The 26187-nt window shown below is 72.1% G+C and carries 24 protein-coding genes; 13 read left to right on the top strand and 11 right to left on the bottom strand.

The window, feature by feature from the left end; all coding sequences use genetic code 11:
• Nucleotide 1: 1 nt before the first annotated feature.
• From EUA93_RS02505 to EUA93_RS02495, 3 genes are read right to left on the bottom strand one after another with little or no spacing between them, the layout of a single operon-like run.
• Complete coding sequence (locus EUA93_RS02505) at nucleotides 2-679, bottom strand: GmrSD restriction endonuclease domain-containing protein (RefSeq protein WP_129398453.1); 678 nt, start codon at nucleotides 677-679, stop codon at nucleotides 2-4.
• On the bottom strand, nucleotides 667-2070 hold the full coding sequence (locus tag EUA93_RS02500; protein WP_129398451.1) for a serine/threonine-protein kinase: 1404 nt from the start codon (nucleotides 2068-2070) through the stop codon (nucleotides 667-669). The genes EUA93_RS02505 and EUA93_RS02500 overlap by 13 nt, the downstream gene beginning before the upstream one ends.
• Nucleotides 2067-3245: an FHA domain-containing protein gene (locus EUA93_RS02495; protein WP_129398449.1), complete on the bottom strand. Its 1179-nt coding sequence runs from the start codon at nucleotides 3243-3245 to the stop codon at nucleotides 2067-2069. Before EUA93_RS02495 ends, EUA93_RS02500 begins: the two co-directional genes overlap by 4 nt.
• A gap of 164 nt (nucleotides 3246-3409) precedes the next feature.
• Here EUA93_RS02495 and EUA93_RS02490 point away from each other — a divergent pair, with 164 nt between their 5' ends.
• From EUA93_RS02490 to rplQ, 11 genes are all read left to right on the top strand, one after another.
• Nucleotides 3410-9685 carry a fibronectin type III domain-containing protein gene (locus EUA93_RS02490; protein ID WP_129398447.1) on the top strand — a complete coding sequence of 2092 codons (6276 nt, stop codon included), beginning with the start codon at nucleotides 3410-3412 and terminating at the stop codon, nucleotides 9683-9685.
• Nucleotides 9686-9746: 61 nt separating this feature from the next.
• Entirely contained in the window at nucleotides 9747-10718 is a 972-nt protein-coding gene (locus EUA93_RS02485) for an AAA family ATPase (protein ID WP_129398445.1), read from the top strand.
• A gap of 7 nt (nucleotides 10719-10725) precedes the next feature.
• A complete protein-coding gene (locus EUA93_RS02480) occupies nucleotides 10726-11907 on the top strand; it encodes a DUF58 domain-containing protein (RefSeq protein WP_129398443.1) in 1182 nt (393 codons plus the stop codon).
• Complete coding sequence (locus EUA93_RS02475; RefSeq protein WP_129398442.1) at nucleotides 11904-14390, top strand: transglutaminase-like domain-containing protein; 2487 nt, start codon at nucleotides 11904-11906, stop codon at nucleotides 14388-14390. The genes EUA93_RS02480 and EUA93_RS02475 overlap by 4 nt, the downstream gene beginning before the upstream one ends.
• Before the next feature lie 200 nt (nucleotides 14391-14590).
• Complete coding sequence (infA, locus tag EUA93_RS02470) at nucleotides 14591-14812, top strand: translation initiation factor IF-1 (protein ID WP_056599768.1); 222 nt, start codon at nucleotides 14591-14593, stop codon at nucleotides 14810-14812.
• Between the two features lie 31 nt (nucleotides 14813-14843).
• The gene (rpmJ, locus tag EUA93_RS02465; protein ID WP_004008316.1) at nucleotides 14844-14957 is read left to right on the top strand and encodes a 50S ribosomal protein L36; all 114 of its coding nucleotides are present in this window, start codon (nucleotides 14844-14846) and stop codon (nucleotides 14955-14957) included.
• A 154-nt stretch (nucleotides 14958-15111) separates the two neighbouring features.
• Entirely contained in the window at nucleotides 15112-15486 is a 375-nt protein-coding gene (gene rpsM / locus EUA93_RS02460) for a 30S ribosomal protein S13 (RefSeq protein WP_036490072.1), read from the top strand.
• Nucleotides 15487-15563: 77 nt separating this feature from the next.
• The gene (rpsK, locus tag EUA93_RS02455; RefSeq protein ID WP_010831742.1) at nucleotides 15564-15959 is read left to right on the top strand and encodes a 30S ribosomal protein S11; all 396 of its coding nucleotides are present in this window, start codon (nucleotides 15564-15566) and stop codon (nucleotides 15957-15959) included.
• Nucleotides 15960-15987: 28 nt separating this feature from the next.
• Nucleotides 15988-16596: a 30S ribosomal protein S4 gene (gene rpsD, locus EUA93_RS02450; protein WP_129398440.1), complete on the top strand. Its 609-nt coding sequence runs from the start codon at nucleotides 15988-15990 to the stop codon at nucleotides 16594-16596.
• 116 nt (nucleotides 16597-16712) lie between these two features.
• The gene (locus EUA93_RS02445; RefSeq protein WP_121141540.1) at nucleotides 16713-17729 is read left to right on the top strand and encodes a DNA-directed RNA polymerase subunit alpha; all 1017 of its coding nucleotides are present in this window, start codon (nucleotides 16713-16715) and stop codon (nucleotides 17727-17729) included.
• Between the two features lie 118 nt (nucleotides 17730-17847).
• Nucleotides 17848-18456, top strand: coding sequence for a 50S ribosomal protein L17 (gene rplQ / locus EUA93_RS02440; protein ID WP_129398439.1), 609 nt, complete (start codon nucleotides 17848-17850; stop codon nucleotides 18454-18456).
• Nucleotides 18457-18606: 150 nt separating this feature from the next.
• On the opposite strand, the gene EUA93_RS02435 is transcribed toward rplQ, so the two are convergent.
• The 5 genes from EUA93_RS02435 to EUA93_RS02415 all read right to left on the bottom strand — a co-directional run bounded on the left by EUA93_RS02435 (nucleotide 18607) and on the right by EUA93_RS02415 (nucleotide 21614).
• Nucleotides 18607-19560 carry a ketopantoate reductase family protein gene (locus tag EUA93_RS02435; RefSeq protein WP_129398437.1) on the bottom strand — a complete coding sequence of 318 codons (954 nt, stop codon included), beginning with the start codon at nucleotides 19558-19560 and terminating at the stop codon, nucleotides 18607-18609.
• A gap of 23 nt (nucleotides 19561-19583) precedes the next feature.
• Complete coding sequence (locus EUA93_RS02430; protein ID WP_129398435.1) at nucleotides 19584-20150, bottom strand: maleylpyruvate isomerase family mycothiol-dependent enzyme; 567 nt, start codon at nucleotides 20148-20150, stop codon at nucleotides 19584-19586.
• Nucleotides 20150-20659: an SRPBCC domain-containing protein gene (locus EUA93_RS02425; protein ID WP_129398433.1), complete on the bottom strand. Its 510-nt coding sequence runs from the start codon at nucleotides 20657-20659 to the stop codon at nucleotides 20150-20152. The genes EUA93_RS02430 and EUA93_RS02425 overlap by 1 nt, the downstream gene beginning before the upstream one ends.
• Entirely contained in the window at nucleotides 20656-21024 is a 369-nt protein-coding gene (locus tag EUA93_RS02420; RefSeq protein WP_129398431.1) for an ArsR/SmtB family transcription factor, read from the bottom strand. Before EUA93_RS02420 ends, EUA93_RS02425 begins: the two co-directional genes overlap by 4 nt.
• An 80-nt stretch (nucleotides 21025-21104) precedes the next feature.
• Nucleotides 21105-21614, bottom strand: a complete 510-nt coding sequence (locus EUA93_RS02415) for a hypothetical protein (RefSeq protein ID WP_129398430.1) — start codon at nucleotides 21612-21614, stop codon at nucleotides 21105-21107.
• Between the two features lie 76 nt (nucleotides 21615-21690).
• Between EUA93_RS02415 and truA the strand changes: the two genes are divergently transcribed.
• Nucleotides 21691-22527, top strand: a complete 837-nt coding sequence (gene truA / locus EUA93_RS02410; protein WP_129398428.1) for a tRNA pseudouridine(38-40) synthase TruA — start codon at nucleotides 21691-21693, stop codon at nucleotides 22525-22527.
• Nucleotides 22520-23134, top strand: coding sequence for a class I SAM-dependent methyltransferase (locus tag EUA93_RS02405; RefSeq protein ID WP_129398426.1), 615 nt, complete (start codon nucleotides 22520-22522; stop codon nucleotides 23132-23134). Before truA ends, EUA93_RS02405 begins: the two co-directional genes overlap by 8 nt.
• A gap of 7 nt (nucleotides 23135-23141) precedes the next feature.
• Here EUA93_RS02405 and EUA93_RS02400 read toward each other — a convergent pair whose 3' ends face one another.
• Genes EUA93_RS02400 through EUA93_RS02390 form a run of 3 tightly spaced genes read right to left on the bottom strand, consistent with a single transcriptional unit; the run spans nucleotide 23142 to nucleotide 26152 of the window.
• Nucleotides 23142-24071 carry a phosphotransferase family protein gene (locus EUA93_RS02400; protein WP_129398424.1) on the bottom strand — a complete coding sequence of 310 codons (930 nt, stop codon included), beginning with the start codon at nucleotides 24069-24071 and terminating at the stop codon, nucleotides 23142-23144.
• 44 nt (nucleotides 24072-24115) lie between these two features.
• A complete protein-coding gene (locus tag EUA93_RS02395; protein ID WP_129398423.1) occupies nucleotides 24116-24859 on the bottom strand; it encodes a class E sortase in 744 nt (247 codons plus the stop codon).
• A gap of 36 nt (nucleotides 24860-24895) precedes the next feature.
• Complete coding sequence (locus tag EUA93_RS02390; RefSeq protein WP_129398421.1) at nucleotides 24896-26152, bottom strand: cytochrome P450; 1257 nt, start codon at nucleotides 26150-26152, stop codon at nucleotides 24896-24898.
• Between the last annotated feature and the right edge of the window lie 35 nt (nucleotides 26153-26187).

Genomic DNA, 26187 nt, shown 5'->3' with positions numbered 1-26187 from the left:
CTCAGCAGCGGCGAGCGACTCGTCGTACGACGTCGGCGTCGGCCGTGGTGAGGGGGAGGTCCCACACCACGGCCACGCGGACGTAGCGGCGCACGTAGTCGCAGCGTGCGCGCCGCCACGGCGGCAGCCAGTCCTCCGGGCCGTCGGCGACCTTGTCCTGGTTGCTCCGCGCCGAGACCGCGAGGAGCTCGTGGCGCACGTCGTTCGCGAACGCCACGCGACGGCGCTGGGACCACGCCCAGGCGCCGCCGTGCCAGGCCCGCGCCAGCGGGTACACGTGGTCGATGGCGATGACGTAGCCGTCGTCGCGCCAGGTGAGCACCTCGCCGGTGTAGGGGTCACGCAGCCGGGCCTCGTAGATGCGGCAACGCGAGCCCCAGCGCATCTCGATGCCGCTCATCTGCAGGAGCAGGACGTCCTCGCGGGTCGTGCAGCCGTTGTGCCCCCGGGGTCCGTCGTGGTCGTCGGTCCAGGGCTCGCCGAAGACGCACGCGCCCGGGTCGCAGGAGCGGTCGTAGCCGGGGTGGTACCCGAGGTCGTCGACGACCCGCGCCCGGTCGAGCAGGCGCAGGATGCGGTCCTTCTCCGGCGACGCAGCGGGCGATGCAGCGGCCGAGGCAGCAGGTGGGAAGCCGGTGAGGCCGAGTGCGAGGACGCACGCAGCGATCAGGACACGCACTGGCTCGCGCTCGGCGACACGTCGTCGCCGCGCGTCATGCGGAGGTCGAGGCAGACCGGGCCGGGGGTGCGGACGAGGAGCTGCTGCTTGGTGGTGGTGCCGGCCTCGTCGGTGTCGTCGCGGTGCCAGCTGAAGGTGTCGCCGGGCTCGACGTCCACCGGTGCGTTCCATTCGAACAGCACGCCACGCGGGGTCCTGCTGCCGGACAGCAGGGGGGCCTGCGTCAGCGTGTCGACCACGATGCCGTCGGGCGTGCGGGTGGCGCCGGGGTCCCCGACGCCGGGGTCCTCCTCGCGGTCACCGCCGAGGAAGAGGAAACCGAGGATGAGGGCCAGCACCGCCACGCCCACCCCGGCCCACACGAGGCCGGAGACGCCCGAGCCGGTGGTGGCCTCCTCGGCCTCCTCGGGGTCCTGTGCCGCGATCCGCCGTGGGCCGCTCGCGGAGATGACGGTCACCGGCTTCATCGCGGTGGCGTCCTCCGGCACGTCGACGGCCTCGGTCGGCGCGGCCGAGGAGGAATCGGGCCGGTCGCCCTCGACCGCGACGGCGGTGCGCGCCCACCCGGCCGCGGACTCGATCCGCTGGAGCGCGCGGGCGAGCTCGAGCGCACTGGCGGGCCGGTGCTCCGGACGCTTGGCGAGGCACTGCTGGAGGAGGCGGTCGAGGGCCGGCGGGACGTCGGGCCGCTGGGTCGCGGGAGGAGCGGCGTGCAGGATCCGGGCGCTGAGGGCGCGCGTGGAGTTGTCGCCCGAGGGGATGGCGAACGGGGAGCGCCCCACCAGGAGGTGCCAGATCGTGGCGCCGAGCGAGTAGACGTCGGAGGCGACCGAGCCGTTGGACCGGCCGTCGAGCAGCTCGGGCGGCGACCACGGGTAGGAGATGCGGACGTCGTTGTCGCCCTCGACGTCGGCCATGTGACCGGCGATGCCGAAGTCGGTCAGGGCGGGCTCGTGGTAGCTGGTCACCAGCACGTTGCTGGGCTTGATGTCGCGGTGCAGGATGCCCGAGCGGTGGGCGGTCTCGATCGCACTGGCGAGCTTGATGCCGGTCGAGACGGCGTCCACGGGAGCCATCGGGTTGGAGCGCACGCGCACCCCGAGGTCCGGAGGTGGGCAGTAGCGCATGACCAGGAAGGGCCGCCCGCCCTCCGCGGTCACGCCGGCCGTGATCACCGAGACGATGTAGGGGTGGTCGGCCAGACGGGCCATCGCGTTGGCCTCGGCCGTGAAGAGGTACTTCTCGCGGTCGGTCAGCGGGACGTCCGGGCGCACGACCTTGACCGCGACGCGCTGGCGGGGCCACTGCTGCTCGTAGAGGAAGACGTCGGCGAAACCGCCGCTGCCCAGGTGCTCGACGAACGCGAACCCGGGGATGACGGGAGCGCTCACCGGCCGAGTCCCCCCGTCTCGAAGCGCACGGCGTAGACGTGCGCCAGGTCGATGACCGTGCCGGGCTCGAGGACGTAGGCCTCACCGGGCCGCATCCGCTCGGCGTCGCGTCCCGGCGGGGCGATGGTCGACCCGCCCCGGCTGTCGAGGTCGCGGGCGATGACGTCCCAGCCGTCGAGCTCGACCTGGAGGTGGCGGCGGGAGACGAAGGAGTGGTCGGACGGCAGGTGGACCAGGTGCGGCCAGTCCGTGCTGCCCACGTCCGGGGCGGGCTTGCGCCCGATGATCACTCCGCGGTCGAGCGGGACGACCTCGCCCGTCGGCAGCCGGAGCCCGCCGAGGGAGGGACGGTCGACCTGGCGGGGCTCCTGCGGTGCGACGCGCTGGTGGCACACCCGGCACTGGGGTGAGATCGGCGGCGTCAGGTGGCCCAGCGGGCAGCTCACCGCGAGCACCGTCGGGATGGTGCTGTGGGACAGGTGGGCGGAGCGCGCCGAGGTGGAGCCGTCGTGGTCGTCGACGTCCGCGACCGGTGCCGTGAGCGGGTCGCTGTCGGAGCGGATGGTGGTGCGGGTGCCCTCCTCGATGCGCGCGACCACCAGCGGGTCGGGCTCGGAGGTGTCGGTCAGGGAGCCGGTGTCCTCGACGCGGCGGCGGACCCGGGTCCGCGGGGGAGGGCCGTCCGGGCCCCTGGCGGCGAGGATGGAGTCGGGGATGCCGTCGATCATCGCGGCGGCCGGCTCGGGCGCCGCCACCTCCTGGGCGCGGTGGGCCGGCGCCGTGCGCACCGTCAGCGGCTGGATCTCGACCCGGTCGGCGGCGACCACGCCGCCCACGAGGCGGCGCGCGGGGGCGAGGTGGTCGGGGTCGGTGCCGCCGTCGAGGCTGAGCACCCGGGACGCGCCGGCCAGGCGCACGTGCCCGTTGCCGCGCGACAGCGTGGTGGAGGCGCCGGCGGTGAAGTCGACCAGGGCGAGGCCGGGCGGGTCGCCGTCGAAGGCCTTCTCCACGATCGCCATCACGCGCTCGACGACGGAGGACCCGCTGGGCGCGGTGAGGGACAGGGCGTCCCAGATCTCCTGGACGACCTGCTCGTCAGCGGGGTCGGTCAGCAGCACCCAGTGCGCGCCGCTGCCGAGCAGCACGCCGGACCCGCTGGCGTACCTCGCATCCACGATCAACGTCGGCCCCCCTCGTACACGCCCACCACTCCATCATCACCCATTCCGCCGTTCGCGCGCACGCGGTCCCGACTTGATGGATCCTGACCTCATACATACCCTCCTCTGGGTAGACGGCTGCGGCCGCATGTGATCGGCGGGGGCCAAGGGGGATCGACGTGGCACGTGCGACCGCTCTGCGCCGGCACCGGGCAGGCATCGCCTCCGGCGTCGCGCTCACGCTCGCTGCGGCGGCCGTCCTCGCGTACGCCGTGACGGCGAGCGGCTACAAGAAGCACGAGGCCGAGCTCAACGACGGCGGCGTGTGGGTCGTCAACGGCGAGAAGGGCTGGGCGGGCCGGCTCAACAAGCCGATCAACCAGCTCGACGGCGTCGTCCCGAGCCAGGACGGCAAGACGCGCCTCGACGTCGTGCAGGACGGGGCGGCCGTCGTCAGCCTCGACCTCAACGGCAGTCGGGGGCAGTCGATCGACGCCAGCAGGCTGGTCTCGCAGGACGGCGGCGCGGCCGCGGTGCCCGCCGGCGGCGAGATCCGCATGGCAGGAGGCACCCTGGCGAGCGCGGACGTCGAGACCGGTGACGTCTGGGCCGTGCGCTTCGACGACCAGCTCGGCAAGCCGGTGATGAGCGCCCTCGACCGGCAGGCGGAGCCGCTCCTCGAGACCGGTGAGGGCGCGGCGCTCGCCGTCAGCCAGTCGGGCACCGTCGTCGTCACCTCCAGCGTCGACGGCACGGTCACCACGCTCGGCGCGGGCACGACCTCCTTCGCGGGCGAGAAGACCCGCGACCTCCCGGGCGACGCCGGCCAGGTCGCCGCCGTGACCACGGTCGGCGAGCGCATCGTCACCCTCGACCCGGACTCCGGCGTCCTCAGCGTCGTCGGCGGCGCCACGGCCTCGGTGCCGGCGGGCTCCGTCCTGCAGCAGTCGGGGCCGGCGGCCGACTCCGTGCTCGTGGCCGGTCCCGAGGGCCTCTACAGCGTCGACCTCGACTCCGGCGACGTCACGACCGTGGCCGCCACCGACGGCAGGCCGGTCGAGCCGGTCCGCCTCGGCGCCTGCACCTTCGGAGCCTGGTCGGGCGGCACCGGTCACCTCGCCACCCAGTGCGGGTCACAGCCGGCCACCACCTCCGACCTCGGTGGCAACGCGACCAACCTCGCCTTCCGCGTCAACCGCGGCGAGATCGTCCTCAACGACGCGAACAGCGGTGCGGTCTGGGACGTCCAGCAGGACACGCCGATCCGGATCGACAACTGGGAGTCGTTCACCTCGAAGAAGAAGAAGGACGACGACGAGGAGGACAACGAGAACCAGAACGACACCGATCGCCGTCCGCCGCAGGCCAAGCCCGACTCCTACGGCGTGCGCGCGGGTCGCACCACGGTGCTGCACCCGCTCGACAACGACTCCGCGCCCCAGGGACGCATCCTCAGCATCGTCGACGTCGAGCAGCCCTCCGGCGGAGCGCGGGTGGAGATCAGCCCCGACGGGCAGACCCTGGTCCTCCAGATGCCCGAGGACGCGCGCCCGGCCACCTTCGACTACTTCGTCGACGACGGTCGCGACGGACTCTCCGCGCACGCCGCGGTCAGCGTCGACGTCCGCGCCGACCGCGACAACGAGGCGCCGACGGTGCGCGAGGGCTACGAGAAGCCCACCTTCAAGGTGCCGAGCGGCGGCTCGCTCTCGGTGCCGGTCCTGGCCGACTGGCGTGACGACCGTGACGGCGACACGCTCATGCTCGAGTCCGCACGCGCCGTCGACGGCGAGCAGAACGGCGCCGTCGCGCGGACCACGGCGGACGGCCGGATCCGGTTCTCCGCACCCACGGCCGCGGTGGACGGGCAGCAGACCGTCCGCGTCGACTACGCCGTCACCGACGGCAGGTCGGCGGCAGTGCGGAAGTCGGTCAGCTTCCAGGTGCAGGCACCCCGGGACCAGAAGGCCTTCGCGCCCACCGCCGAGCCCGACGTGGTCCGCGGCGAGGTCGGCAAGCCGATCAAGATCCGGCCGCTCCTCAACGACCTCCCCGGCTCCGACCCCAGCACGCCGGACGCGGACCTCGGACTGGCCGGCAAGGTGCCGCAGCAGCCCGGGGCCCGGATCGTCACCGACCTCGACGCCGGCCAGCTGTCCTTCACGGCCGACCAGGTCGGCACGTACTTCCTCGACTACGACGCCGGCTACGGCAACGCCCCGCCGGACCAGGGCACCATCCGGGTCGACGTCAAGCCGCGTCCCAAGGGTGAGGCCGAGCCGATCGCGATGCCCGACACGCTCACGGTCTACGGCCAGGCGCCGGGGATCGTCGACGTGCTGGCCAACGACCTGGACCCGGCCGGCGGCCTCCTGGTCGTCCAGCGCGCCGAGGCCGACCTCGGCGACCAGCTCGACGTGGCCATCATCGAGGGCCGCTGGCTCCGGATCTCGGCCGTGCAGCCGATCCTCGCGCCGACCACCCAGACGGTCTCCTACACGATCAGCAACGGCACCAGCTCGGGCGTGCGCGGCGAGGTCGTCGTCACCCAGCGCCCCGCGCCGGAGGACAACACGCCGATCACGGTCGCGGACAAGGTGGTCGTCCGTGCGGGCGCGTCGGTGACCGCACCCGTGCTCGACAACGACCTCTCGCCCTCGGGCGACCGGCTGACCCTGCTCGGCGACCTGGGCGAGGACGGCACGCCCGGCAGCCTCGACGTGGTGGCCCCGGTCGACGTCACGGGCGACGTGGGCAGGGCCTACGTCTCGGGCCGCGTGGTGCGCTACGTCGCTCCCGCCGCCATCGACGAGCGCGACACCTACACGGTCACCTACGTCGCGCAGAACCTCGACGGCCAGCGCGCCAACGGCACCCTGCGGGTCACGGTCGTCCCGGCCGACGACCCCAACGACCCGCCGGAGCCGCCGACCCTCGAGGGTCGGGTCGTGTCGGGCGACAACGTCAAGGTCCGGGTGCCGGGCGTCGGGGTCGACCGCAACGGCGACCCGGTGACCGTCACCGGCATCACCTCGGCGCCCCGGCTGGGCCGGATCGTGTCCTACGGCGGCAACTTCCTCGAGTACCAGGCCTATCCGCGCACGGTCGGCACCGACGAGTTCACCTACTCCGTCGCCGACTCCCAGGGCGCCTTCGCGACCGGCACCGTGCGGATCGTGATCGTGACGCCCACCGAGCCGCAGCCGCCGCTCGCCGTCGCGGACCGACTGACCGTCGAGCCGGGTCGCACGGCGACCTTCGACCCGCTCGCCAACGACTTCATCGCCCCCGGTGACTCCGTCGAGCTGAAGCTCCTCGACGCGCCGTCGGGAGCCAGGCTCGACCCGAAGACGAACCTCGTCACCGTGCCCGCTCCGGCGACGACCGACGAGCCGCCCGTGGTGATCGTCTACAGCGTCACCAACGGTCTCGCCGAGTCGCGCGCGACGATGACCCTCGAGACCGCCGAGGACTTCAACAACCCGCCGATCATCTACGACGCCTTCGGCAGCGCCCGGGACAGCGGTGCCGTGGTCGTCGACGTGCTCGACGGTGCCTACGACCCCGACGGCGACGCCGGGGACCTCGAGGTCACCTCCGTCGCGGGTGAGGCCGAGGTGGTCGGCGGCACGCAGGTGCGCGCCCAGCGCGGCCCGTCGCCGCAGGTGCTGCCGTTCGAGGTCAGCGACGCCGACGGCGCCGTCGCGACGGCTTCGGTCTACATCCCGCCGACGGGCAACGGCCTCCCGTACGTCCTCGACGACGCCCTGATCGAGCTCGACTCGGGGGAGAGCTTCACCGGCAAGCTCGCCGACTACGTCGCGGCCCCCGACGGTGGCGACGTACGACTCGCGTCCGGCCGGCGCTCGTGGTCGGCCTCCCCGTCCCAGCTGACGGTCGGCGCCGACAGCGACACCCGGTTCACGGTGTCCGCGGCGCCCGGTCTCCGCGGTCCCGGGGCCGTGCTGGTGGAGGTCACCTCCGCGACCGACGACGCCGGCAACGAGGACACCTCGACGACCGACGACGGCGCCACGGTGCTGCTGTCCATCCCCGTCCAGGTCGGCGACGACACCCCGAGCCTGGAGTGCCCCTCCACGGTGCTGCCGATCTCGGCCGGCCAGGCCTTCGACCTCGACATCGCCACCTTCTGCAAGGTGTTCACCCTCGACCCGCGCGACGTGGCCGAGCTCGACTACACCGCCGAGTGGACCACGAGGATCGACGGCGTCGACGTCGACAGCCCGCGCGGCTCGATCGCCCGCGTGACCGCTGCCGAGTCGGCCACCGAGGGCGGCGAGGGCGTGCTGGTCGTCCGGGCCGGGACGAGCAACACCCAGGAGATCAGGTTCCGGCTGTCGCAGTCGCCGCCGCCCACCCTGCTGCCGATCCGCGTGGACACCCTCGAGGCCGGTCAGAGCCGCAGCTTCGACATCGGCGCCTACCTCCGGGCCGGCGTCGCGGAGCCGAGCCCGCAGGTCGTCACCGTGGAGAACACCGGCAACCCCGAGGTGACGGCCAAGGTCGACGGCAGCCGGCTGACCTTCACCGCGTCGAAGGACGCGCGCGGCGCGGACGCCGGCTTCCGCCTCGTCGTGAGCGACGTCGGCACGTCGGACCCGCCGGCGTCGCGCCGGGCCGAGGGCCGCGTCCAGTTCAAGGTCGTCGGCGTGCCGGACGCGCCGGGCGAGCCGCGACCGTTCCGGCTCTCCGACGAGATCGGCACCGTGAAGATGTCGTGGGCGCCGCCCCGCGACGACGGTGGTGCACCCATCCAGCACTACGTGGTCAAGGAGCAGAAGACCGGCGCCGAGCAGCGCTGCGCCACGAACATCTGCGTCTTCCGCGACCTCCAGGGTGGTCGCGACTACACCTTCCGCGTCAAGGCCGTGAACCGTGTCGGCGAGAGCGAGTGGAGCGACCTGTCGCGCACCGCCCAGGCAGACACGGCGCCCGGTCGTGTCCGGAACATCCGGATGAAGGACCGCGGCAACGGCACCATCACCCTCGCGTGGGACAAGCCGGCCGACTCGTCGAAGATCCTGAGGTACTACGTCCTGTGGTCGGGCGTGCAGCAGGCCGTGGAGGTTCCCGGCAACGTCACGCAGTACACCGCGACCGGCCTCGACAACAACGCGCGCTACATCTTCGAGGTGAGGGCCGAGAACAAGGTCGACCTCTCCCTGCCCCGGCAGTCGGGCGAGCTGCAGTCCCTCGGAACCCCGCTGCCGCCGCCGCTGCCGACCGTGGCCGACCTCGAGTCCGGCCTCAACCAGACCAGCATCCGCATCGGCTGGCAGGGCGTCCTGCCGGAGGGCCCCGGCCCGACGGCGTACACCGTGTCCTACAGCAACGGCGTCACGAGCGGTGCCGTCCCGGGGTGCCAGAAGCTGATCGCCCTCACCTGCACGCACACCAACGTGCCCTACGACGGCCTGACCTACACCTACCGCGTCGTCGCCTCCAACGCACCGGGGAACCGCTCGCAGCCCAGCGAGGGTGCCGCGATCCAGGCGGTGGGTCGACCGGCCCAGTGGGGCGCGTTCCAGCTGATCGCCACCGGGGCCAACCAGGAGGCCCAGGTCTCCTACACCGTGCCCGACTCGCGAGGCTCCGACAGCCGCGTCGACGTGCTGGTCAACGGCGTCTCGGCCAGGTCGTTCAGCAGCCAGACCGGTGCCAACACGACGCGGTTCCCGGTGCCCAGCAACGACACGGCGTTCTCCGTGCAGCTGCGCGTGTGCAACGAGGACGCCCCCGCCGGGTGCACGCTGAGCGGCGCGCAGTCGGTGCAGACGTTCGGGCCGCTGCAGACAAGCCACATCACCGGCATCACGCCGGTGGTCGACAACCAGAACATCTCGTGGGTCATCACCGGGACCTCCAACGGTCGCCCGGCCACGCTCACGGTGGCGTCCAACGACCGCAACCAGAGCTTCCAGGTGCCGGCGGGCACCTGGTCGGTGCAGACGCAGAACGTCAACCTCGGATGGCGCGAGAACGAGCGCGTCACCGTCACGCTCGCCGACCCCGGCAACGGCAGGGGCCCGGTCAACCGCACGGTGGACGCCAGCACGGGCAGCCCGCCTGACCCCGAGCTCGTGATCTTCCGCAGCGGCGACCGCTGCTCCACCGATCCCGACCGCCCCTCGGACCTCCCCGACTGCCGAGGCCGCGGCTGGAACGGCGAGGACTGCACCGACAACAACTGTTCCTTCATCCAGTTCAGCGTGCGCGGGTTCCTCGAGCGGTACACCTGCACCATCCAGCGCCGAGGCCGTCCGGACATCGGCTTCTCCGTCGATCCGGTCGACTCCCGCGGTGGCAACTCCTACTACTACGGCGGCGGCTCGATCATCGGCGGCTCGCAGGTGGCGCTGAACTGCGGCACCAGCGACTACAACCCCGGTCAGGGCAACTACCAGGGCGGCGGGACCGGATGGGTCAACTGGTGACCGCCCGACGCACGACCACCCCACCTACTCCCCGCCAGCGCGAGCAGAGGACACAGCACAGATGACGATCAGCACCGAACAGGCCGAGTGGTTCAAGTCCACGTTCGACCAGCTCACCGACAACATGGAGAAGGCCGTCCTCGGCAAGCGCCACGTCGTCCGGCTCGCGCTGACCTGCCTGCTCTCCGAGGGCCACGTCCTCCTCGAGGACTTCCCTGGCACCGGCAAGACGATGCTCGCCCGGGCGCTCGCGAACACCGTGCAGGGGAGCCACGCCCGCATCCAGTTCACACCCGACCTGCTGCCCTCGGACGTCACCGGCGTCACCGTCTACGACCAGCACAAGGGCACCTTCGAGTTCCACCCCGGCCCGATCTTCCACACGATCGTGCTGGCCGACGAGATCAACCGTGCCTCCCCGAAGACCCAGTCGGCGCTCCTCGAGGTGATGGAGGAGGGCCGGGTCACCGTCGACGGCGTCGCTCACCCGGTCGGTCGGCCGTTCCTCGTGATCGCCACCCAGAACCCGATCGAGCAGGCCGGCACCTATCGGCTGCCCGAGGCCCAGCTCGACCGCTTCCTGATGAAGACCTCGGTGGGCTACCCCGACCGGCAGGCGACCGTCGAGCTGCTCAACAACGCCGCCGTCCGCGACCGGGCGGCCCTGGTCACGCCGGTCATCACCGCCGCCACCATCGCCCAGATGAGCGGACTGGCCGACGACGTGTACGTCGACCCCGCCGTGATCGGCTACGTCGCCGAGCTGGCCGAGGAGTCCCGGCGCCAGCCGCACGTCAAGCTGGGCCTGTCCGCCCGCGGCTGCCTGGCCTTCGTCCGCGTGGCCAAGACCTGGGCCGCGGCCGACGGACGCGACCACGTCGTCCCCGACGACATCAAGGACCTCGCCGAGCCGGTGCTCTCGCACCGCGTGCTGCTCGACGCCGAGGCGCAGTTCAGCGGCATCGACGTGCAGACCGTGATCTCCCGCCTGCTCGACTCCGTCGCGCCCCCGACGGACCGCATCGGAGCCTGAGACGTCCATGCGGCAGCGGTTGAACGACGCGCTCGAGGTCATCAAGCCGATCGGCTGGTTGGTCCTCGGGCTCGGCCTGGGCTCGCTCCTGGTCGCCAGCGCCATGCAGTGGCGCGAGCTGGCGGTCCTCGGTGTGGCGTGCCTGGCGCTGATCGTCCTGGCCCTGCCCTTCCTGGTCGGGCGCACCGCGGTCTCGGTCGACCTCCGGCTCCAGCCCGAGCGGGTGGCGGCGGGGGAGTCGGTCGCTGCCGGGGTGCTCGTGGTCAACCGCGCCTCCTCGCGACTGGTGCCGACCAGCCTCGAGGTGCCGGTCGGCTCGGCCATCCACCGCTACGGCATCAGCTCGCTCGCCCCGGGCGCCGTGCACGAGGAGTCGTTCACCATCCGCACCGACCGACGCGGCGTGATCGCCGTCGGGCCGGCCATGACGCGACGCGGCGACCCGGTCGGCATCTTCTCCCGCGACGTCGTGTGGACGCCCGTGCGCGAGGTGCTCGTCCGTCCGCACCTGGTGCCGATGGAGTCGTTGGGCGCCGGTCTGCTCCGTGACCTCGAAGGCGTCTCGACCGACGCGGTCAGCCAGAGCGACCTGGCCTTCCACGCCCTGCGCGAGTACGTCCCCGGTGACGACCTGCGCCACATCCACTGGCGCTCGTCGGCCAAGGTGATGGCCTCGTCCGGCGACGCGGCGCTGCTCGTGCGCCAGTACCTCGACACCCGTCGCAGCCACGCCACGATCGTGGTCGACGACAAGCTGTCGTCGTGGGCGGACCCCGAGGACTTCGAGACCGCGATGGCCGTCGCCGCCTCCATCGCCGTCCGGGCGGTCCTCGACGAGTTCGACGTCTCGTTCGTGTGCGGTCGTCACGCCTCGACCGGCTCCGACGGGCACCTGGCCCTCGACGCCGTCTGCCGCGCCGAGCTGGGGCACCGCGGGATCGTCGAGTCCGGCCGGCAGGCCAGCATGCTCGCGCCCGACACCAGCCTCGCCTTCTTCGTCGGCGGTCGGGAGACCGAGTTCACCGACCTGCTCCGCTCGGCCGCCGCCTTCCCGCCCGAGGTGCGCCGCTTCGGCATCGTCGTGGATCCCGAGGGCAACAGCCGCGTGACCGAGACCGGCGGCCTGCCGGTCCTGCACCTGGCCGCCAAGGAGGACCTCGGCGGCCTCCTGCGCTGGAGCGTGCGATGAGCTCGCGGAGCCCGGGCAGCACCGGCGCCCGGCAGGCCACCGGCACCCGCACGCGGGTCCGCTCGCACCCGCTGCTGCCCGACCGCCACTCGTGGATCGACATCGCCTTCACCCTGGCGCTCGTCGGGATCGCGCTCAGCGCCTTCGGCTCCTCCTTCACCGGCTCGGCCTACCTCGTCGTCGGCATGCTCGGCGCGGTCATCGCCGTGGCCGTCACCCACGTGACCCGCGCCGCGGGCTGGCCGATCATCTCCGCGGTCGTGATCTGCCTGGTCGTGTTCTTCCTGCTCGGCGGACCGTTGTGCCTGCGCTCGCTGGGTGACACCTCGGTGCTGCCCGGCCCCTCGACGCTCTCCCGGGTCGCCGACCAGGCGATCTTCGGCTGGAAGGACCTGCTCACCACCCTCCCGCCGATCGACGGGGACGGGCCCCTCCTGGTGCTGCCCTGGATGTCCGGCATGGTCGCCGGCATCGTCGGGCTCGGCCTGGCCCACCTGTCGGTCCGAAGGCCGTGGCTCTCCGCGCTGCTGCCCGTAGCCGGCCTGACCGTCGTGCTGTCCGGCGCCATCGTCCTCGGCGTACGCCACCCGCAGTCGCTGCTGCTCCAGGGCTCGGTGTTCGCCGGCGTCGCGCTGGCCTGGCTCGCGGTCCGCGCCCGCCGCGCCAGCGCCTCCGTGCAGGGAGGCAGCACGTCGTACGTCCGGGGCGTGGGTGCCGTCGCCATGCTCGCGCTGGCCGCCGCGCTGGCCTTCCCCGCGAGTGCGGTCTTCGCCCGCGACGACCGCGAGCGGCTGGTGGCCCGCAACTGGGTCGAGCCGCCGTTCGACATCGGCCAGTACGCCTCACCGCTCGCGGGGTTCCGCAAGTACATCGACCTCAAGGGCCGCACCGACGAGGCCAACGTCTACGACAAGGCGCTGTTCGAGATCGAGGGCGTCGCACCCGGCACGCTCGTCCGGTTCGCGGCGATGGACCGCTACGACGGCATGGTCTGGGGCGCGACCGACGACGCGCTGCCCGGACCTGCCGACGACTCCTTCCAGCGGGTGTCGTCGACCATCGACAACCCGGTCGCGGGCAAGGAGGTCGACGTCTCCATCACCCTCGACGAGGGCTACGACGGCGTGTGGCTGCCCACCGTGGGCGCGCTCCAGTCGATGACGTTCGAGACCGGCGACGCCCGGGCGAAGGCCGAGGTGTTCCGCTACAACCTCGCCACGTCGACCGCGGTCGTGCCCAGCGGTCTCCAGCCGGGTGACCGCTACACGTTCACGGCGATCGAGCCGGACACCGAGCTGACCCCCGAGACCGTGGCCTCGGCCGACGTGACGGGCCTCCCGGCCAGCGCCGCCTTCATCCAGGGCCCGACCGAGAAGTGGACCGAGTCCGCGGGCTCCTCCCCGATGGCGCGCGTCCTCGCCGCGGCCGACCACCTCAGGACCGAGGGCAAGTACTCCGACGGGATCGGGCGCGCCCAGCGGGTCTACGTCGCCGGCCACAGCGTGTGGAGGCTGTCGGACGAGTTCGTCAACGCGCCCCAGATCGTCGGCAACGACGAGCAGTACGCCGCCACCATGGCGCTGATCGCCAACGCCATCGGCGTCCCGGCCCGGGTCGTGCTCGGCGCGACCGTTCCGGAGGACGGCACGGTCACCGGCAAGGACGTCTCGGCGTGGGTCGAGCTGCGCGCCGCCGACGGGTCGTGGAAGACGCTGCCGACGAGCGCCTTCATGTCGACGACGCCGCCGGCCGACCAGGTCCCCGAGACCAACACCCCCATGTCGGGCACGGTCATCCCGCCGCCCAACCCGATCCCGCCGCCGTCCGACGCGGGGGAGCAGAGCGACGCCGACCTCAAGGAGCGCCGCGCGACCCGCAAGGACGCCGACGAGGAGGAGGGCCTGATCGCCGGTCTCCCCGGATGGATCGGCGCCGTCCTCACCTATGTCGGCGCTCCGCTCCTGCTGATCGCCCTGCTGCTCGGCGCGGTCGTCGCGCTCAAGGCCGTCCGCCGCCACCGCCGGCGCAGCGCCGACTCGCCCTCGGCACGCTTCGTCGGCGCCTGGCGCGAGCTCGTCGACCACGCGCGCGACCTGGGCCAGGTCGTGCCGCTCGGCCCGACCGTGACCCGGCGCGAGCAGTCGGTGGGCATCGTCTCAGACGGGGCCGGTGCGCTGGCCCGGCGCGCGGACAGCTTCGTCTTCGGTCCGAGCGTGCCCGAGGCCGCGGCGGCGACGACGTACTGGGCCTCCGTCGACGCCGAGCGCCGCGCGATGTCGCAGGGCGTACGCCGTCGCCAGCGGGTGCTGGCGGCGATCAGCCTGCGGTCCCTGCTCGGCACGCGTTCCCGGGCGGGTGCCGACCCGGTCACGGTGTCCGACGACGCCCCCGCCGAGGCGCACCGGCCCGCCGGACTGCCGGCCCGCCTCCGCGCGGCCCTGGGCAGGCGTGCAGATTGGCGTTCTCGCAGGTCGCCTGACTAAACTGGTGCGTCGGCCCAACGTGGGCTGTGTTTCGTGGCGCCTCGCGGCTGCCCGGAATCTCGTGTGATCGTCCTCGACGGTTGCGCGCGTGCCCGGGAATGAGGTTCCACGGGCCGCCTCACGAGGTCCACCGGCCACCTTCGCGGTGCCGGGCGGTTCCCGGGCCACGGTAGACAACGAGACAACAGATTGTGGAGGACATGCCGAAGAAAGAAGGCGTGATCGAGATCGAGGGCACCGTCGTGGAGGCCCTTCCCAACGCCATGTTCCGCGTGGAGCTGGCCAACGGGCACAAGGTGCTCGCGCACATCAGCGGCAAGATGCGACAGCACTACATCCGGATCCTCCCCGAGGACCGGGTCGTGGTGGAGCTCTCGCCGTACGACCTCACGCGAGGTCGCATCGTCTACCGCTACAAGTAACCAGCCAGCCGAGCAGCAAGGATTCGTTGACATGAAGGTCAACCCCAGCGTCAAGCCCATCTGTGACAAGTGCAAGGTCATCCGCCGTCACGGCCGGGTCATGGTCATCTGCGAGAACCCGCGCCACAAGCAGCGGCAGGGCTGAGCAGAGCTCCACTGCACCACCACAACGTGATCGCTAGGCCAGGCACCGCCTGACCGAATCCACCTCCGGCGCTTTGGCCGGAGCTCACCCGAGGCGGGATGAGACGCGACACGACCAGAAAACCAAAGCGATGAACAGACAAGGAAACCGCCACATGGCACGCCTCGTTGGTGTCGACCTCCCGCGCGACAAGCGCATCGAGATCGCTCTCACCTACATCTACGGCATCGGCCGTACCCGCTCCCAGCAGCTGCTCGCTGCCACCGGTGTGGACCCGAACGCTCGCGTCCACACCCTCGGTGACGAGGAGCTGGTCAAGCTTCGCGACGAGATCGAAGCCAACTTCAAGATCGAGGGTGACCTCCGACGTGAGGTCCAGGCGGACATCCGCCGCAAGATCGAGATCGGCAGCTACCAGGGTCGCCGCCACCGCATGGGCCTTCCGGTCCGCGGCCAGCGCACCAAGACCAACGCTCGCACCCGCAAGGGTCCGAAGCGCACCGTCGCCGGCAAGAAGAAGGCGAAGTGATCGGCGCCCTGCGCCCGATCACCTCGATCCCTGCCTCGTCATCGAAGCTTCCAGACCAGAACCTCAGGAGTAACTGAATGCCTCCCAAGAGCCGCGCGACCAAGGTCCGCCGCAAGGAGAAGAAGAACATCGCTCAGGGCGAAGCCCACATCAAGAGCACGTTCAACAACACCATCGTCACGATCACCGACCCGACCGGTGCGGTGATCTCGTGGGCCTCTGCCGGCACCGTCGGCTTCAAGGGCTCGCGCAAGTCCACCCCGTTCGCCGCGCAGATGGCTGCGGAGGCCGCTGGCCGTCGCGCCATGGACCACGGCATGAAGAAGATCGACGTCTTCGTCAAGGGTCCGGGCTCGGGTCGTGAGACCGCCATCCGTTCGCTGGGTGCCATCGGCCTCGAGGTCGGCACCATCCAGGACGTCACGCCCACCCCCCACAACGGATGCCGGCCGCCCAAGCGCCGTCGCGTCTGACCCGAGACTGAGAAAGAGAGACTGAAACATGGCCCGCTACACCGGTCCCATGACCCGCAAGTCGCGCCGTCTCGGTGTCGACCTCGTCGGTGGCGACGCTGCCTTCGAGAAGCGTCCCTACGCTCCCGGCCAGCACGGCCGCGGCCGCATCAAGGAGTCCGAGTACCTCCTGCAGCTCCGTGAGAAGCAGAAGGCTCGCTTCACCTACGGCGTGATGGAGAAGCAGTTCGTCCGCTACTACAAGGAGGCCAGCCGTCGCCAGGGCAAGACCGGCGACAACCTCCTGCAGCTGCTCGAGTGCCGCCTCGACAACGTGGTCTACCGCGCCGGCTTCGCCCGGACGCGTCGCCAGGCCCGCCAGCTCGTCGTGCACGGCCACTTCCTGGTCAACGGCAAGAAGGTCGACATCCCGTCCTTCCAGGTCACCGACCACGACATCATCGACGTGCGCGAGAAGTCGCTCGAGATGACGCCGATGATCGTGGCCCGCGAGACGCACGGCGAGCGCGTGACGCCCGCCTGGCTCGAGGTCATCCCCACCCGGATGCGCGTCCTCGTGCACCAGGTCCCGATCCGGGCGCAGATCGACGTCCCGGTCCAGGAGCAGCTCATCGTGGAGTACTACTCCAAGAAGTGACCCCTTGTCGGTGGCCTTCCTCGCGCGAGGGAGGCCACCGGCGCCCCTCTTCCACACCACTCCTCATCATGTTCGGATCCGTCAAATAGCGGGTGGATCCGGAAAGGAACAGCTCCGTGCTCATCGCTCAGCGCCCCACCCTCACGGAAGAGACCGTCGACGAGTTCCGCTCGCGGTTCGTCATCGAGCCCCTGGAGCCGGGCTTCGGCTACACGCTCGGCAACTCGCTGCGCCGTACGCTCCTCAGCTCGATCCCGGGTGCGTCCGTCACCAGCATCAAGGTCGACTCCGTCCTCCACGAGTTCTCGACCATCGAGGGCGTCACCGAGGACATGACCGAGATCATCCTCAACCTCAAGGGCATCGTCGTCTCCTCCGAGCACGACGAGCCCGTGGTGATGTACCTCCGCAAGTCCGGTGCCGGTGACGTCACCGCCGCCGACATCACGCCGCCCGCCGGCGTCGAGGTGCACAACCCCGAGCTCAAGATCGCCACGCTGTCCGACAAGGGCAAGCTGGAGATGGAGCTCGTCGTCGAGCGTGGCCGCGGCTACGTCTCGTCGGTCCAGAACAAGGGTGCCGACAACGAGATCGGCCGCATGCCGGTCGACTCGATCTACAGCCCCGTGCTGAAGGTGACCTACAAGGTCGAGGCCACCCGTGTCGAGCAGCGCACCGACTTCGACAAGCTCGTCATCGACGTCGAGACCAAGCCGTCGATCCGTCCCCGTGACGCGATCGCCTCGGCCGGCAAGACGCTCGTCGAGCTCTTCGGCCTGGCCCGTGAGCTCAACGTCGAGGCCGAGGGCATCGACATCGGCCCGTCGCCCGTCGACGAGCAGCTCGCCGCCGACCTCGCCCTCCCGGTCGAGGACCTGCAGCTGACGGTCCGCTCCTACAACTGCCTCAAGCGCGAGGGCATCCACACCGTGGGTGAGCTCATCTCCCGCTCGGAGCAGGACCTGCTCGACATCCGCAACTTCGGCGCCAAGTCCATCGACGAGGTGAAGGCCAAGCTCGTCGAGATGGGCCTCTCGCTCAAGGACAGCGCGCCCGGCTTCGACCCGCACGCCGCCCTCGCCGCCTACGGCGACGACGACGACGACGCGTTCATCGAGGACGAGCAGCTCTGATCTCCCGACCCCGGCCACCCTCCGCGGTGGCCGGGGTCGTACCACTCAAAACCGACCGGCAGCCCTGCCGGTCGTCTACCCGGGTACCTGACACGGCCCGAGAGAAGGAAGCCACGACATGCCCAAGCCCAAGAAGGGTCCCCGCCTCGGCGGCAGCCCGGCCCACCAGCGCCTGATGCTCTCGAACCTGGCCACGGCCCTGTTCGAGCACGGCCGGATCACCACCACCGAGACGCGCGCGCGCCTGCTGCGCCCGGTCGCGGAGAAGCTGATCACCAAGGCCAAGCGGGGCGACCTGCACAACCGCCGCGAGGTCCTCAAGACCATCCGCGACAAGTCGGTCGTGCACACCCTGTTCACCGAGATCGCCCCGACCTTCTCCGAGCGCCCCGGTGGCTACACCCGCATCACGAAGATCGGCCCCCGCAAGGGCGACAACGCCCCCATGGCCGTCATCGAGCTGGTGACCGAGGCCTACAGCCCGAAGGCCCCCTCGACCAAGAAGACCGAGGCTGCCGCCGCTCCTGCGCCGGCTGCCGAGTCCGAGGTGGAGGAGACCGAGGCCACCGCGGCCGAGGAGCACGAGGCCGCCGCCGCCGAGCACGAGGCCGCTGCCGAGGAGCACGAGGCCGCCGCTGAGGAGCACGAGGCCGCTGCCGAGGAGCACGAGGCCGCCGCTGAGGCTGCCGAGTCGGACGAGGCCCCCGAGGACGAGTCCAAGGCCTGAGCCACACCGTTCGCACCGCGAGGCCCGTCACCCCACCGGGGTGGCGGGCCTTCGTCATACCCCCCGCCGGCCGGCAGCCGCGCTGTAACGCCGGGTCATGAGCTGTACCACCCCTGTTGCAAGGGGGTGGGTACAAGCACGAACCCGGCGTTACAGCGCGGCGAGCAGCTCGGAGGCGTCGAGGGACCGGGGCGGCACCCCGTCGCGGGCAGCCGCGGTCGAGACGCGCTGGAGGGCGGCGTTGGCCGGGACGGGTACGCCGTGGAGGCGGCCGAGGAGGACGACCTCGCCGTTGAGGAGGTCGGTCTCGACGTCCCCGGTGCCGCGGGTCAGGCTCTGCCAGGTCGACCCGAAGGCGTCGGGGCGCTGGCGTCCCTGCAGCTTGTCCCCTCGTCGTACGGCGTCCTGCTCCTCGGTCACGACCGGGATCCCGGCGGCGGCGAGGACGGCCTCTCCCTCGGCCCGGACGCGGACCTGGAGCTCGTCGGCGGCGGGGGAGGGCGCGAAGCAGGCCTGCACGGCGTTGGCCAGGTTGAGCACGAGCTTGCGGTGCTTCCACGCCATGATGTCGGGCCGCGGGACGGACTCGAAGCCCGCTCGCTGGAGGTCCTGGGACACCGCCGTGCAGACGTCGTCCACGCCGGCGGGGTAGCGGCCGATGTCGAGCAGCCCGGGGATCGGGTGGCACTGCTGGACCACGACGCCGGGCTCGAGGTGGGCACACGGCTGCATGACCGTGATGCCGTAGGTGCGCTCGAAGCGGCGGAGCAGCTCGCGCTCGTTGGCGACCCCGTTCTGCACCGAGACCACCGGGGTCTCCGGCGGGGCGCTGGCGACGAGGTCCTCGAGCGCGGCGACGGTCTGCTGCCCCTTCACGCACAGGAGCACGACGTGGTCCTGCGCCCAGTCGACCTCGGCGGGGGAACCGACGGCGACCACCTCGGCCACCTCGCGGCCGGCGGCGGACTCGACGACCAGGCCGCGGGAGCGGATGGCGTCGAGGTGCGGGCCGCGGGCCACGAGCGTGACGTCCACGCCCGCGAGGGCCAGCCGGGCGCCGATGACTCCGCCGACCGCGCCGGCCCCGATGACGACGTACCTCATGTCGTCGACCCTAGGGGAGGGCGTCAGGGTGCCGGCTCCCAGGCGGGGTCGCGGCCCACGAAGCCCATCAGCTGCGCGACCACGGGCTCGTCGTCGGCCACGGGGAACGCGGGACCGTACTGGCCCGAGCTGCGGAGCACGTCCTCCATCGCAGTCATCCCGCCGAGCAGCTCGGTGGCGAACTCCTCGTCGAGGCGGGCGACCTGGCCCGTCGCCGCCGCGAGGTCCCACGAGTGCATGAAGACGTCGGAGACGTAGAAGCGGTCGACGGCCTGCGCGAGCGTCATGGTGCCGAGGAAGGGGTGCGTGAACTCGTCGTCGCCGCGGTCGACGAGCAGGGCCTGCACGCCGTCGGCGTGGTGGTGCCAGGCGCCGACCGGGTCGTCGGCCGCGGCCGGTCCGGCGGGCAGCTCCACACCGCCGGAGGCCAGGAAGCCGGGCAGCCAGGTGACCAGGTGCTCGACCACGTCGCGCGCCGTCCAGCCGTCCACGGGTGCTGGTGCGGCCCAGTCGGTGGCAGCCCCGACAAGGCGGGAGAACTCCCCGGCCACCACCTCGTGGCGGGCGGCCGGGGCGTCGGGGAGTGACATCAGAAGGTGCCCTTCGCCAGCATGTCGTCGAGCTTGGCGTAGCCCTCGTGGACGCCGGTCTCCATGCCGCTGGCGAGCATCTGGTCGCGGCCCTCGAAGGAGTCGCAGAGGGAGAACGCGTGGAGGCGGGTGCGACCGTCGCCGAGGTCCTCGAACGTCAGCGTCTCCAGCGCGACCGCCTCCGGCATGCCCTCCCACGTGAAGGTCTGCACGATCTTGTCGTCGCCCACGAACGGGAACGTGCCGCGGAAGGCGTACTCCTCCTCCCCGCGGGTGGAGACGTAGCGGTAGGCGCCGTTGGTGCGGCACGCCCACTCCTCGATGCGGGTGGTGAGCGAGCTCGGCCCGATCCACTGGGCGAAGAGGTCGGCGTCGGTGTGCGCCCGCATCAGCTGCGCGGGCGTGGCCTCGAAGTCGCGCCAGATGTGAACGGCCGGCACGTGCTCGTCGGGGAGGATGGCCGCCTCCGGGTAGCGGGTCGTCTTCTCGGGGGTCTGCGTGGTGGTCATGATGCGGTTCCTTCCTGGGTGGTGTCGTTGGGGGTGGGGTTGTCCTCGTCCTGCATCCGCGCGAGCACGGCGTCGAGGCGGCTGAACCGCTCCTCGGCCTGTCGGCGGTAGCGCTCGATCCACTTCGTCATCAGGTCGAACACCTCGGCTTCCAGGTGCACCGGGCGGCGCTGGGCCTGCCTGCTCCGGGTCACCAGGCCGGCGTCCTCGAGCACCTTGAGGTGCTTGGAGACGGCCTGGAGGCTCACGTCGTACGGCTCGGCGAGGTCGCCCACGGTGTGGTCGGCCTCGGTGAGGCGGGCCACCATGTCGCGACGGGTCGGGTCGGCGAGCGCAGCGAAGACGCGGGACAGCTGGTCCGTCATGGAGCACCTTCTTCAACTGATTGGTTGAATAGAAGGTAGGCCGCCGGTGAGGCGTTGTCAACCCATCGGTTGACAAAGGGTCAGCGCGGGACCCGGACCGTGCGGGAGGTCGCCTTGCCGCACTCGGCCACGCCGGTGCTGTAGGACGGCGAGACCGTCACGTAGTAGCGCGCACCGCCGGGGACCTTGAACTTCCGGCGTCCGTCGAAGGACGCGTTGGACGAGAGCAGCTTGTCGGCCCGGTCGGTGCGGTCGAGCCAGAGCTTGATGCGGGCGCGGGACGCACAGGCGCTGACCGGCGAGCTCACCTGCGCCTGCAGGCGCTGCTCGCCCGCGAGCCACCTCAGCGACACCTTGCGCCAGGCGGACGGGCAGCCGGTCGGGTTGCTCGAGGCGACCGTCGGGCAGCCGTCGCCGTCGTCGGCGAGGCCGTCGCCGTCCGAGTCGGTCCCGAGCCCGGTCCCCGGGGCGCGCTGCACCCCGGACCGGTCGTCGGAGGGTGGGGCGGCCACTGCCGGCGCGACGGCGTACGACACCGGGGCGACCAGGACGGCGGACGCGAGCAGCGAGGCGAGGCGCAGGGAAGTCATGACGCGACCAGACTAGGCACGCCTCGCCCTCGGGTGCAGGTGAACGCCCGGGACGGCGCCGCCCTAGGATCGCCTCGTGCGGCTGCGGATCGACTGTGCCTATGACGGCACCGACTTCTCGGGGTGGGCCGCCCAGCCTGGCCTGCGGACCGCGCAGGGGACGCTCGAGGCGGCGCTCGCGACCGCGCTGCGGGTCCCGCAGGTGCGCGTCACCGTCGCCGGACGCACCGATGCGGGCGTGCACGCCCGCGGACAGGTCGCCCACCTCGACGTCGAGCCCGAGGTCGTCGAGGCCTCCGCGGGTCGCTCGACCGAGGCGCCCCCGGCCGCCCTCGCCCGCCGGGTCGACGGGATCCTGCCGCCGGACCTGCGGGTACTACGGATCCGGGAGGCGCCCGAGGGCTTCGACGCCCGCTTCTCCGCGATCTGGCGCCGCTACGCCTATCGGATCGCCGATGCCCAGGAGCTCGCCGACCCGCTGGTGCGCGGGCACGTGCTGGCGTGGGGACGCCGGCTGGACGTCGACGCGATGAACCAGGCGTCCGGCCCGCTCGTCGGGCTGCAGGACTTCGCGGCCTTCTGCAAGCAGCGCGAGGGCGCGACCACCGTGCGCACCCTGCTCGACCTCGACTGGCGCCGCGACGACGCCGGGCTGGTGGTCGGCTCGGTGCGCGCCGACGCCTTCTGCCACAACATGGTGCGCGCTCTCGTCGGCAGCCTCATCGCGGTGGGGGAGGGCCGGCAGCCGGCCTCGTGGCCGGCCGAGGTGATGGCCGGACGACGCCGCGACCAGGGCGTGCGCGTCGTGCACGCCCACGGCCTCACGCTCGAGGAGGTCGGCTACCCCGACGACGACGAGCTGGCCGCGCAGGCCACCCGTGCCCGAGCCAAGCGAGAGGCCATCGATGCCTGACCAGGACGACACCACCGAGCACTACTTCTCCGCGGACCCGAGCGTGCCGTTCGAGCGGGAGAGCTTCACCGCCCAGCTGTGGGGGAGCACGATCTCCTTCGACACCGGGTCGGGCGTCTTCAGCCGCGGCCACCTCGACCACGCGACCGCCGTGCTGTTCAGGGAGCTCGAGCCGCCGGCGCAGGGCCAGTTCCTCGACCTCGGCTGCGGCTACGGCGTCATCGGGCTCGCGCTGGCCAGGGCCGTGCCCCTCGCCAACGTGACCGGCGTCGACGTCAACGAGCGTGCCCTGCTGCTCGCCAACGACAACGCCAGGACGGCCGGTCTCGACTCGCGGTTCGTGGCGTGCACGCCGGAGCAGGTCCCGGGCAACCAGGTCTTCGACGAGATCTGGTCGAACCCGCCGATCCGGATCGGCAAGGCGGCCCTGCACGAGCTCCTGCTGACCTGGCTGCCCCGGCTCGCGCCCGGTGGCCGGATGGTCATGGTGGTCGGCAAGAACCTCGGCGCCGACTCGCTCCAGCGCTGGCTCGGCGAGGAGGGCTGGCCCACCGAGCGGCTGGCGAGCCACAAGGGCTTCCGGGTCCTGGAGACCCGGCGCGGCTGAGCGCGCCCTACCCGGCGCCGTCGAGGAACATCCGCAGGCGGGTGTGGGTCTGGGCCGGGTCGCCGGGCATCGCCCCGTTGATCGCCCGGCACACCCACCCGAGCCGCATCGCGCGGCGGGCCGCGTCGTCGAGCTCGTCGGGACCGAGCTCGTAGGCCTCCGCGTAGGGCCGCAGGTAGGCCGCGAGGTGCGGCCCGAGGTCCTCGGACCCCGCGACGTCGTCGACGCCCCACGCGATCACGCCCTCGAGCGTCACGGCGAGGGTGAGGAACGGGTGCGAGACGCAGGCGTCGCCCCAGTCGAGGATGTGGGCGCGACCGTGCGGGAGGAACACCTGGCCGTCGTGGAGGTCGTCGTGCTGCACGGTCTCCCGGATGCCGTACGCCGCCAGCGCGTCGCACATCGACGCGACGGCCGACGGGTCGGGCAGGCGCGGGTCCGGGTCGTCGAGGCCCGCCAGCAGGTCGGCGTACGCCCCGGGCAGCGTGTGCAGGCGGCGGTCGGGGACGCCGAGGGCGAGGAGGGCGTCGACCTCGTCCTCGCAGGCGAGCTGGATGCGCGCGTAGGCCTCCAGGACCTCGGGCCAGCGATCGAGGCTCCGCTCCTCGGCGACCACCTCGCGCAGGCGGGGGGACATGTCGACCACCAGCATCCACCCCGTCTCGGGGTCGAACGGCCGGGGAAGGGGCACGCGCCCGTCCGAGCGAGGTGCGAGGAAGGCGGTGAGCGCCGCCTCGTGCACCATCGACGGGTCGTTGGCCTTGAACCACCTCGTCCGGGATCGAGTGGTCACCCGCATGACGGTCGACCAGTCGGTGACGTGGGTCTGCTCGATGGAGACGACGGGCGAGACGGTCCCGTCGAGCTGGTCGTGGATCCACGCGTGGGCGGCGGCGACGAACTCCTCGTCGCGCCAGCGGTCGCTGAGGCCGGGCATGCGGCGCATCCAACCGCGGCGCAGCTCCGGCGGGCAACCCGGTTTCAGGCCGCGGGGCGGGTGGCGACGAGGACGCCGATCTTGTCGATGCGGTGCTCGGGGTTGTCGAACTCGTCGGCCCAGTAGTTGCCGTTGGCGTGGTCCTCCGGCGTCGCGCAGGTGGACAGGGTGATCATCGGTCGGGTCGCGGTCGCGTCCGGTCGCCCGGGCACCGCGGAGCGCTGCGCCTCGAGCGACGCGACCCGGCGGAACGACGTCCAGCGGGTGCGGCGGACCTCGTAGACGAAGACCGTGTCGCCCGTGCGGACGAGGATCCGGTCGCCGCGCTGCAGGGAGGGAGAGTCGCGGAGGGGAGCCGTGCCGGTGAGCCGGTGCCCGGTGACGATGTAGTTGCCGACCTCGCCGGGCCCGGTGCCGCCGCGCGGGCCGCGCGGGGAGGCCATCTCGCCGGCATCCTGCAGCGCCGTGCCGGGACCGTCGTCCGGCGAGCCGCGGTAGCGCACGACCGGGAAGTCGCGCAGGCCGATCGCCGGGACCGTGACGAAGGAGCGCCTCGGCTCCGGGCGCGCGGGCTCGGTGACGGGCTCCTCGGTGGGCTCCTCGGCGGTCTCCTCGGTGGGCTCCGCGGTGGGCGTCGTGGCCTCGGGGGTCGGGTTGGGTGTGGTGCCCGGCGCGGACGTCGTACGACGCTCGGCAGGCGACGTGCCCGACCGGGGGTCCTCGGCCGTGCAGGCGGTGGCGACCGCGACGAGGGCCGCGGCGAGGACGAGGGCGGGCCGACCTGCCATGCCTCGAGGGTACGGACGGGGACCCAGCCGTGGTGCCTAGCGCAGGCGGACGGGCAGCCTCTCCACCGCGTGCACGATCGCGAGCTCGCTGAACCTCAGCTCGGACGGGTCGCAGGCCAGCGAGAGGTCGGGGAAGCGGCGGGCGAGCGCGACCAGCGCGGTGCGCAGCTCCATCCGGGCGAGCTCGGCGCCGACGCAGCGGTGCAGCCCGTGGCCGAACGCCAGCGTGCCCGCGGCCTCGGTCGTCGGGTCGAACTGCTGGGGCTCGACGTGGCGGGCCGGGTCGCGACCCGCCCCGGTCAGGGAGACCACGACGATGTCGCCCTTGCGCACCCGGGCGCCACCGATCTCGACCTCGTGGCGGGCGATCCGGGGGAACGCGACCTGCACCGGGCACACGAACCGCAGGAGCTCCTCGACGACGCGGTCGACCTCCTCGGTGCTGCCGCTCTGGAGCGCCTTCCACGACTGCGGGTCCTGGAGGAGGACGTAGGTGCCGAGGGAGAGCATGCTGGCGCTGGTCTCGTAGCCGCCGAGGAAGATGCCGTCGGAGAGCCCGCCGAGCTCGACGTCGTCGAAGTCGGCGCCGTGGTCGGCCACCATCCGGGAGACGAGCCCGTCGGGGAGGTGGGGGTCGCGCCGCTCGGACGCGACGAGGTCGATGAGGAACTGGCGGGTGCCGGTCGCGGTGTCGAAGATCCCGGCGCCGGCGTCGCGCAGGTCGAAGCGTGCGGCGCCGTGCTGGCGGAACTCCTGACGGTCGACGTGGGGCATGCCGAGGAGGTCGCAGATCACGCCGAAGGGCACCGCGAAGCCGAAGTGCTCGACGAGGTCGACCTCGGGACCGTGGGCCTCCATGTCGTCGAGGGCGGCCTCGACCACGCGGTCGATGTCGCCCTGGAGCTCGGCGAGCCGGCGGCGGGTGAAGTAGGGGGTGAGCACGCCGCGGAGGCGGCCGTGGTCGGGCTGGTCGGTCATGCCGAGCCCGCCGATCCGCTCGGCCGGTGCGCGGTCCTGCCGCCCGATCAGCCCCCGCACGTCGTTGGCGAACGCCTCGGAGTCGGCCAGCACGGACCGGGAGACGTCGTACCCCGTCACGAGCCAGAGGCGGGTGCCGAACAACCGCCCGAGCTGGACGACGTCACCGCGGGTGCGGCTGGCCTCGAGGCGGGGCACGGGCTGGAGGCCGTCGCGCTGCAACGGGAAGCGGATGCTCGCCGGGACGCGCTTCACGGACGCGATCGCGAGGCGCAGTGCGGAGCTGCGCAGGGCGGTGGCGAGCGAGGAGGACATGGGGCAAGTCAACCCTGTCGGGTGCGCGTCCACCA

Source organism: Nocardioides oleivorans (assembly GCF_004137255.1).
Taxonomy (GTDB): domain Bacteria; phylum Actinomycetota; class Actinomycetes; order Propionibacteriales; family Nocardioidaceae; genus Nocardioides; species Nocardioides oleivorans.
Note: the sequence above shows the minus strand (reverse complement) of the source record. Positions and strands in the feature narration are given on the sequence as shown.

Excerpts from the sequence above, each read along its gene's own strand:
- EUA93_RS02415 (WP_129398430.1), bottom strand. The coding sequence starts at position 21,614 with ATGACTTCCCTGCGCCTCGCCTCGCTGCTCGCGTCCGCCGTCCTGGTC.
- rpsK (WP_010831742.1), top strand. The coding sequence starts at position 15,564 with ATGCCTCCCAAGAGCCGCGCGACCAAGGTCCGCCGCAAGGAGAAGAAG.
- rpsM (WP_036490072.1), top strand. The coding sequence starts at position 15,112 with ATGGCACGCCTCGTTGGTGTCGACCTCCCGCGCGACAAGCGCATCGAG.
- EUA93_RS02400 (WP_129398424.1), bottom strand. The coding sequence starts at position 24,071 with ATGCCCGGCCTCAGCGACCGCTGGCGCGACGAGGAGTTCGTCGCCGCC.
- EUA93_RS02485 (WP_129398445.1), top strand. The coding sequence starts at position 9,747 with ATGACGATCAGCACCGAACAGGCCGAGTGGTTCAAGTCCACGTTCGAC.
- EUA93_RS02395 (WP_129398423.1), bottom strand. The coding sequence starts at position 24,859 with ATGGCAGGTCGGCCCGCCCTCGTCCTCGCCGCGGCCCTCGTCGCGGTC.
- rpsD (WP_129398440.1), top strand. The coding sequence starts at position 15,988 with ATGGCCCGCTACACCGGTCCCATGACCCGCAAGTCGCGCCGTCTCGGT.
- infA (WP_056599768.1), top strand. The coding sequence starts at position 14,591 with ATGCCGAAGAAAGAAGGCGTGATCGAGATCGAGGGCACCGTCGTGGAG.
- EUA93_RS02435 (WP_129398437.1), bottom strand. The coding sequence starts at position 19,560 with ATGAGGTACGTCGTCATCGGGGCCGGCGCGGTCGGCGGAGTCATCGGC.
- rpmJ (WP_004008316.1), top strand. The coding sequence starts at position 14,844 with ATGAAGGTCAACCCCAGCGTCAAGCCCATCTGTGACAAGTGCAAGGTC.
- EUA93_RS02425 (WP_129398433.1), bottom strand. The coding sequence starts at position 20,659 with ATGACCACCACGCAGACCCCCGAGAAGACGACCCGCTACCCGGAGGCG.
- EUA93_RS02430 (WP_129398435.1), bottom strand. The coding sequence starts at position 20,150 with ATGTCACTCCCCGACGCCCCGGCCGCCCGCCACGAGGTGGTGGCCGGG.
- EUA93_RS02405 (WP_129398426.1), top strand. The coding sequence starts at position 22,520 with ATGCCTGACCAGGACGACACCACCGAGCACTACTTCTCCGCGGACCCG.
- rplQ (WP_129398439.1), top strand. The coding sequence starts at position 17,848 with ATGCCCAAGCCCAAGAAGGGTCCCCGCCTCGGCGGCAGCCCGGCCCAC.
- EUA93_RS02390 (WP_129398421.1), bottom strand. The coding sequence starts at position 26,152 with ATGTCCTCCTCGCTCGCCACCGCCCTGCGCAGCTCCGCACTGCGCCTC.
- EUA93_RS02475 (WP_129398442.1), top strand. The coding sequence starts at position 11,904 with ATGAGCTCGCGGAGCCCGGGCAGCACCGGCGCCCGGCAGGCCACCGGC.
- EUA93_RS02420 (WP_129398431.1), bottom strand. The coding sequence starts at position 21,024 with ATGACGGACCAGCTGTCCCGCGTCTTCGCTGCGCTCGCCGACCCGACC.
- EUA93_RS02480 (WP_129398443.1), top strand. The coding sequence starts at position 10,726 with ATGCGGCAGCGGTTGAACGACGCGCTCGAGGTCATCAAGCCGATCGGC.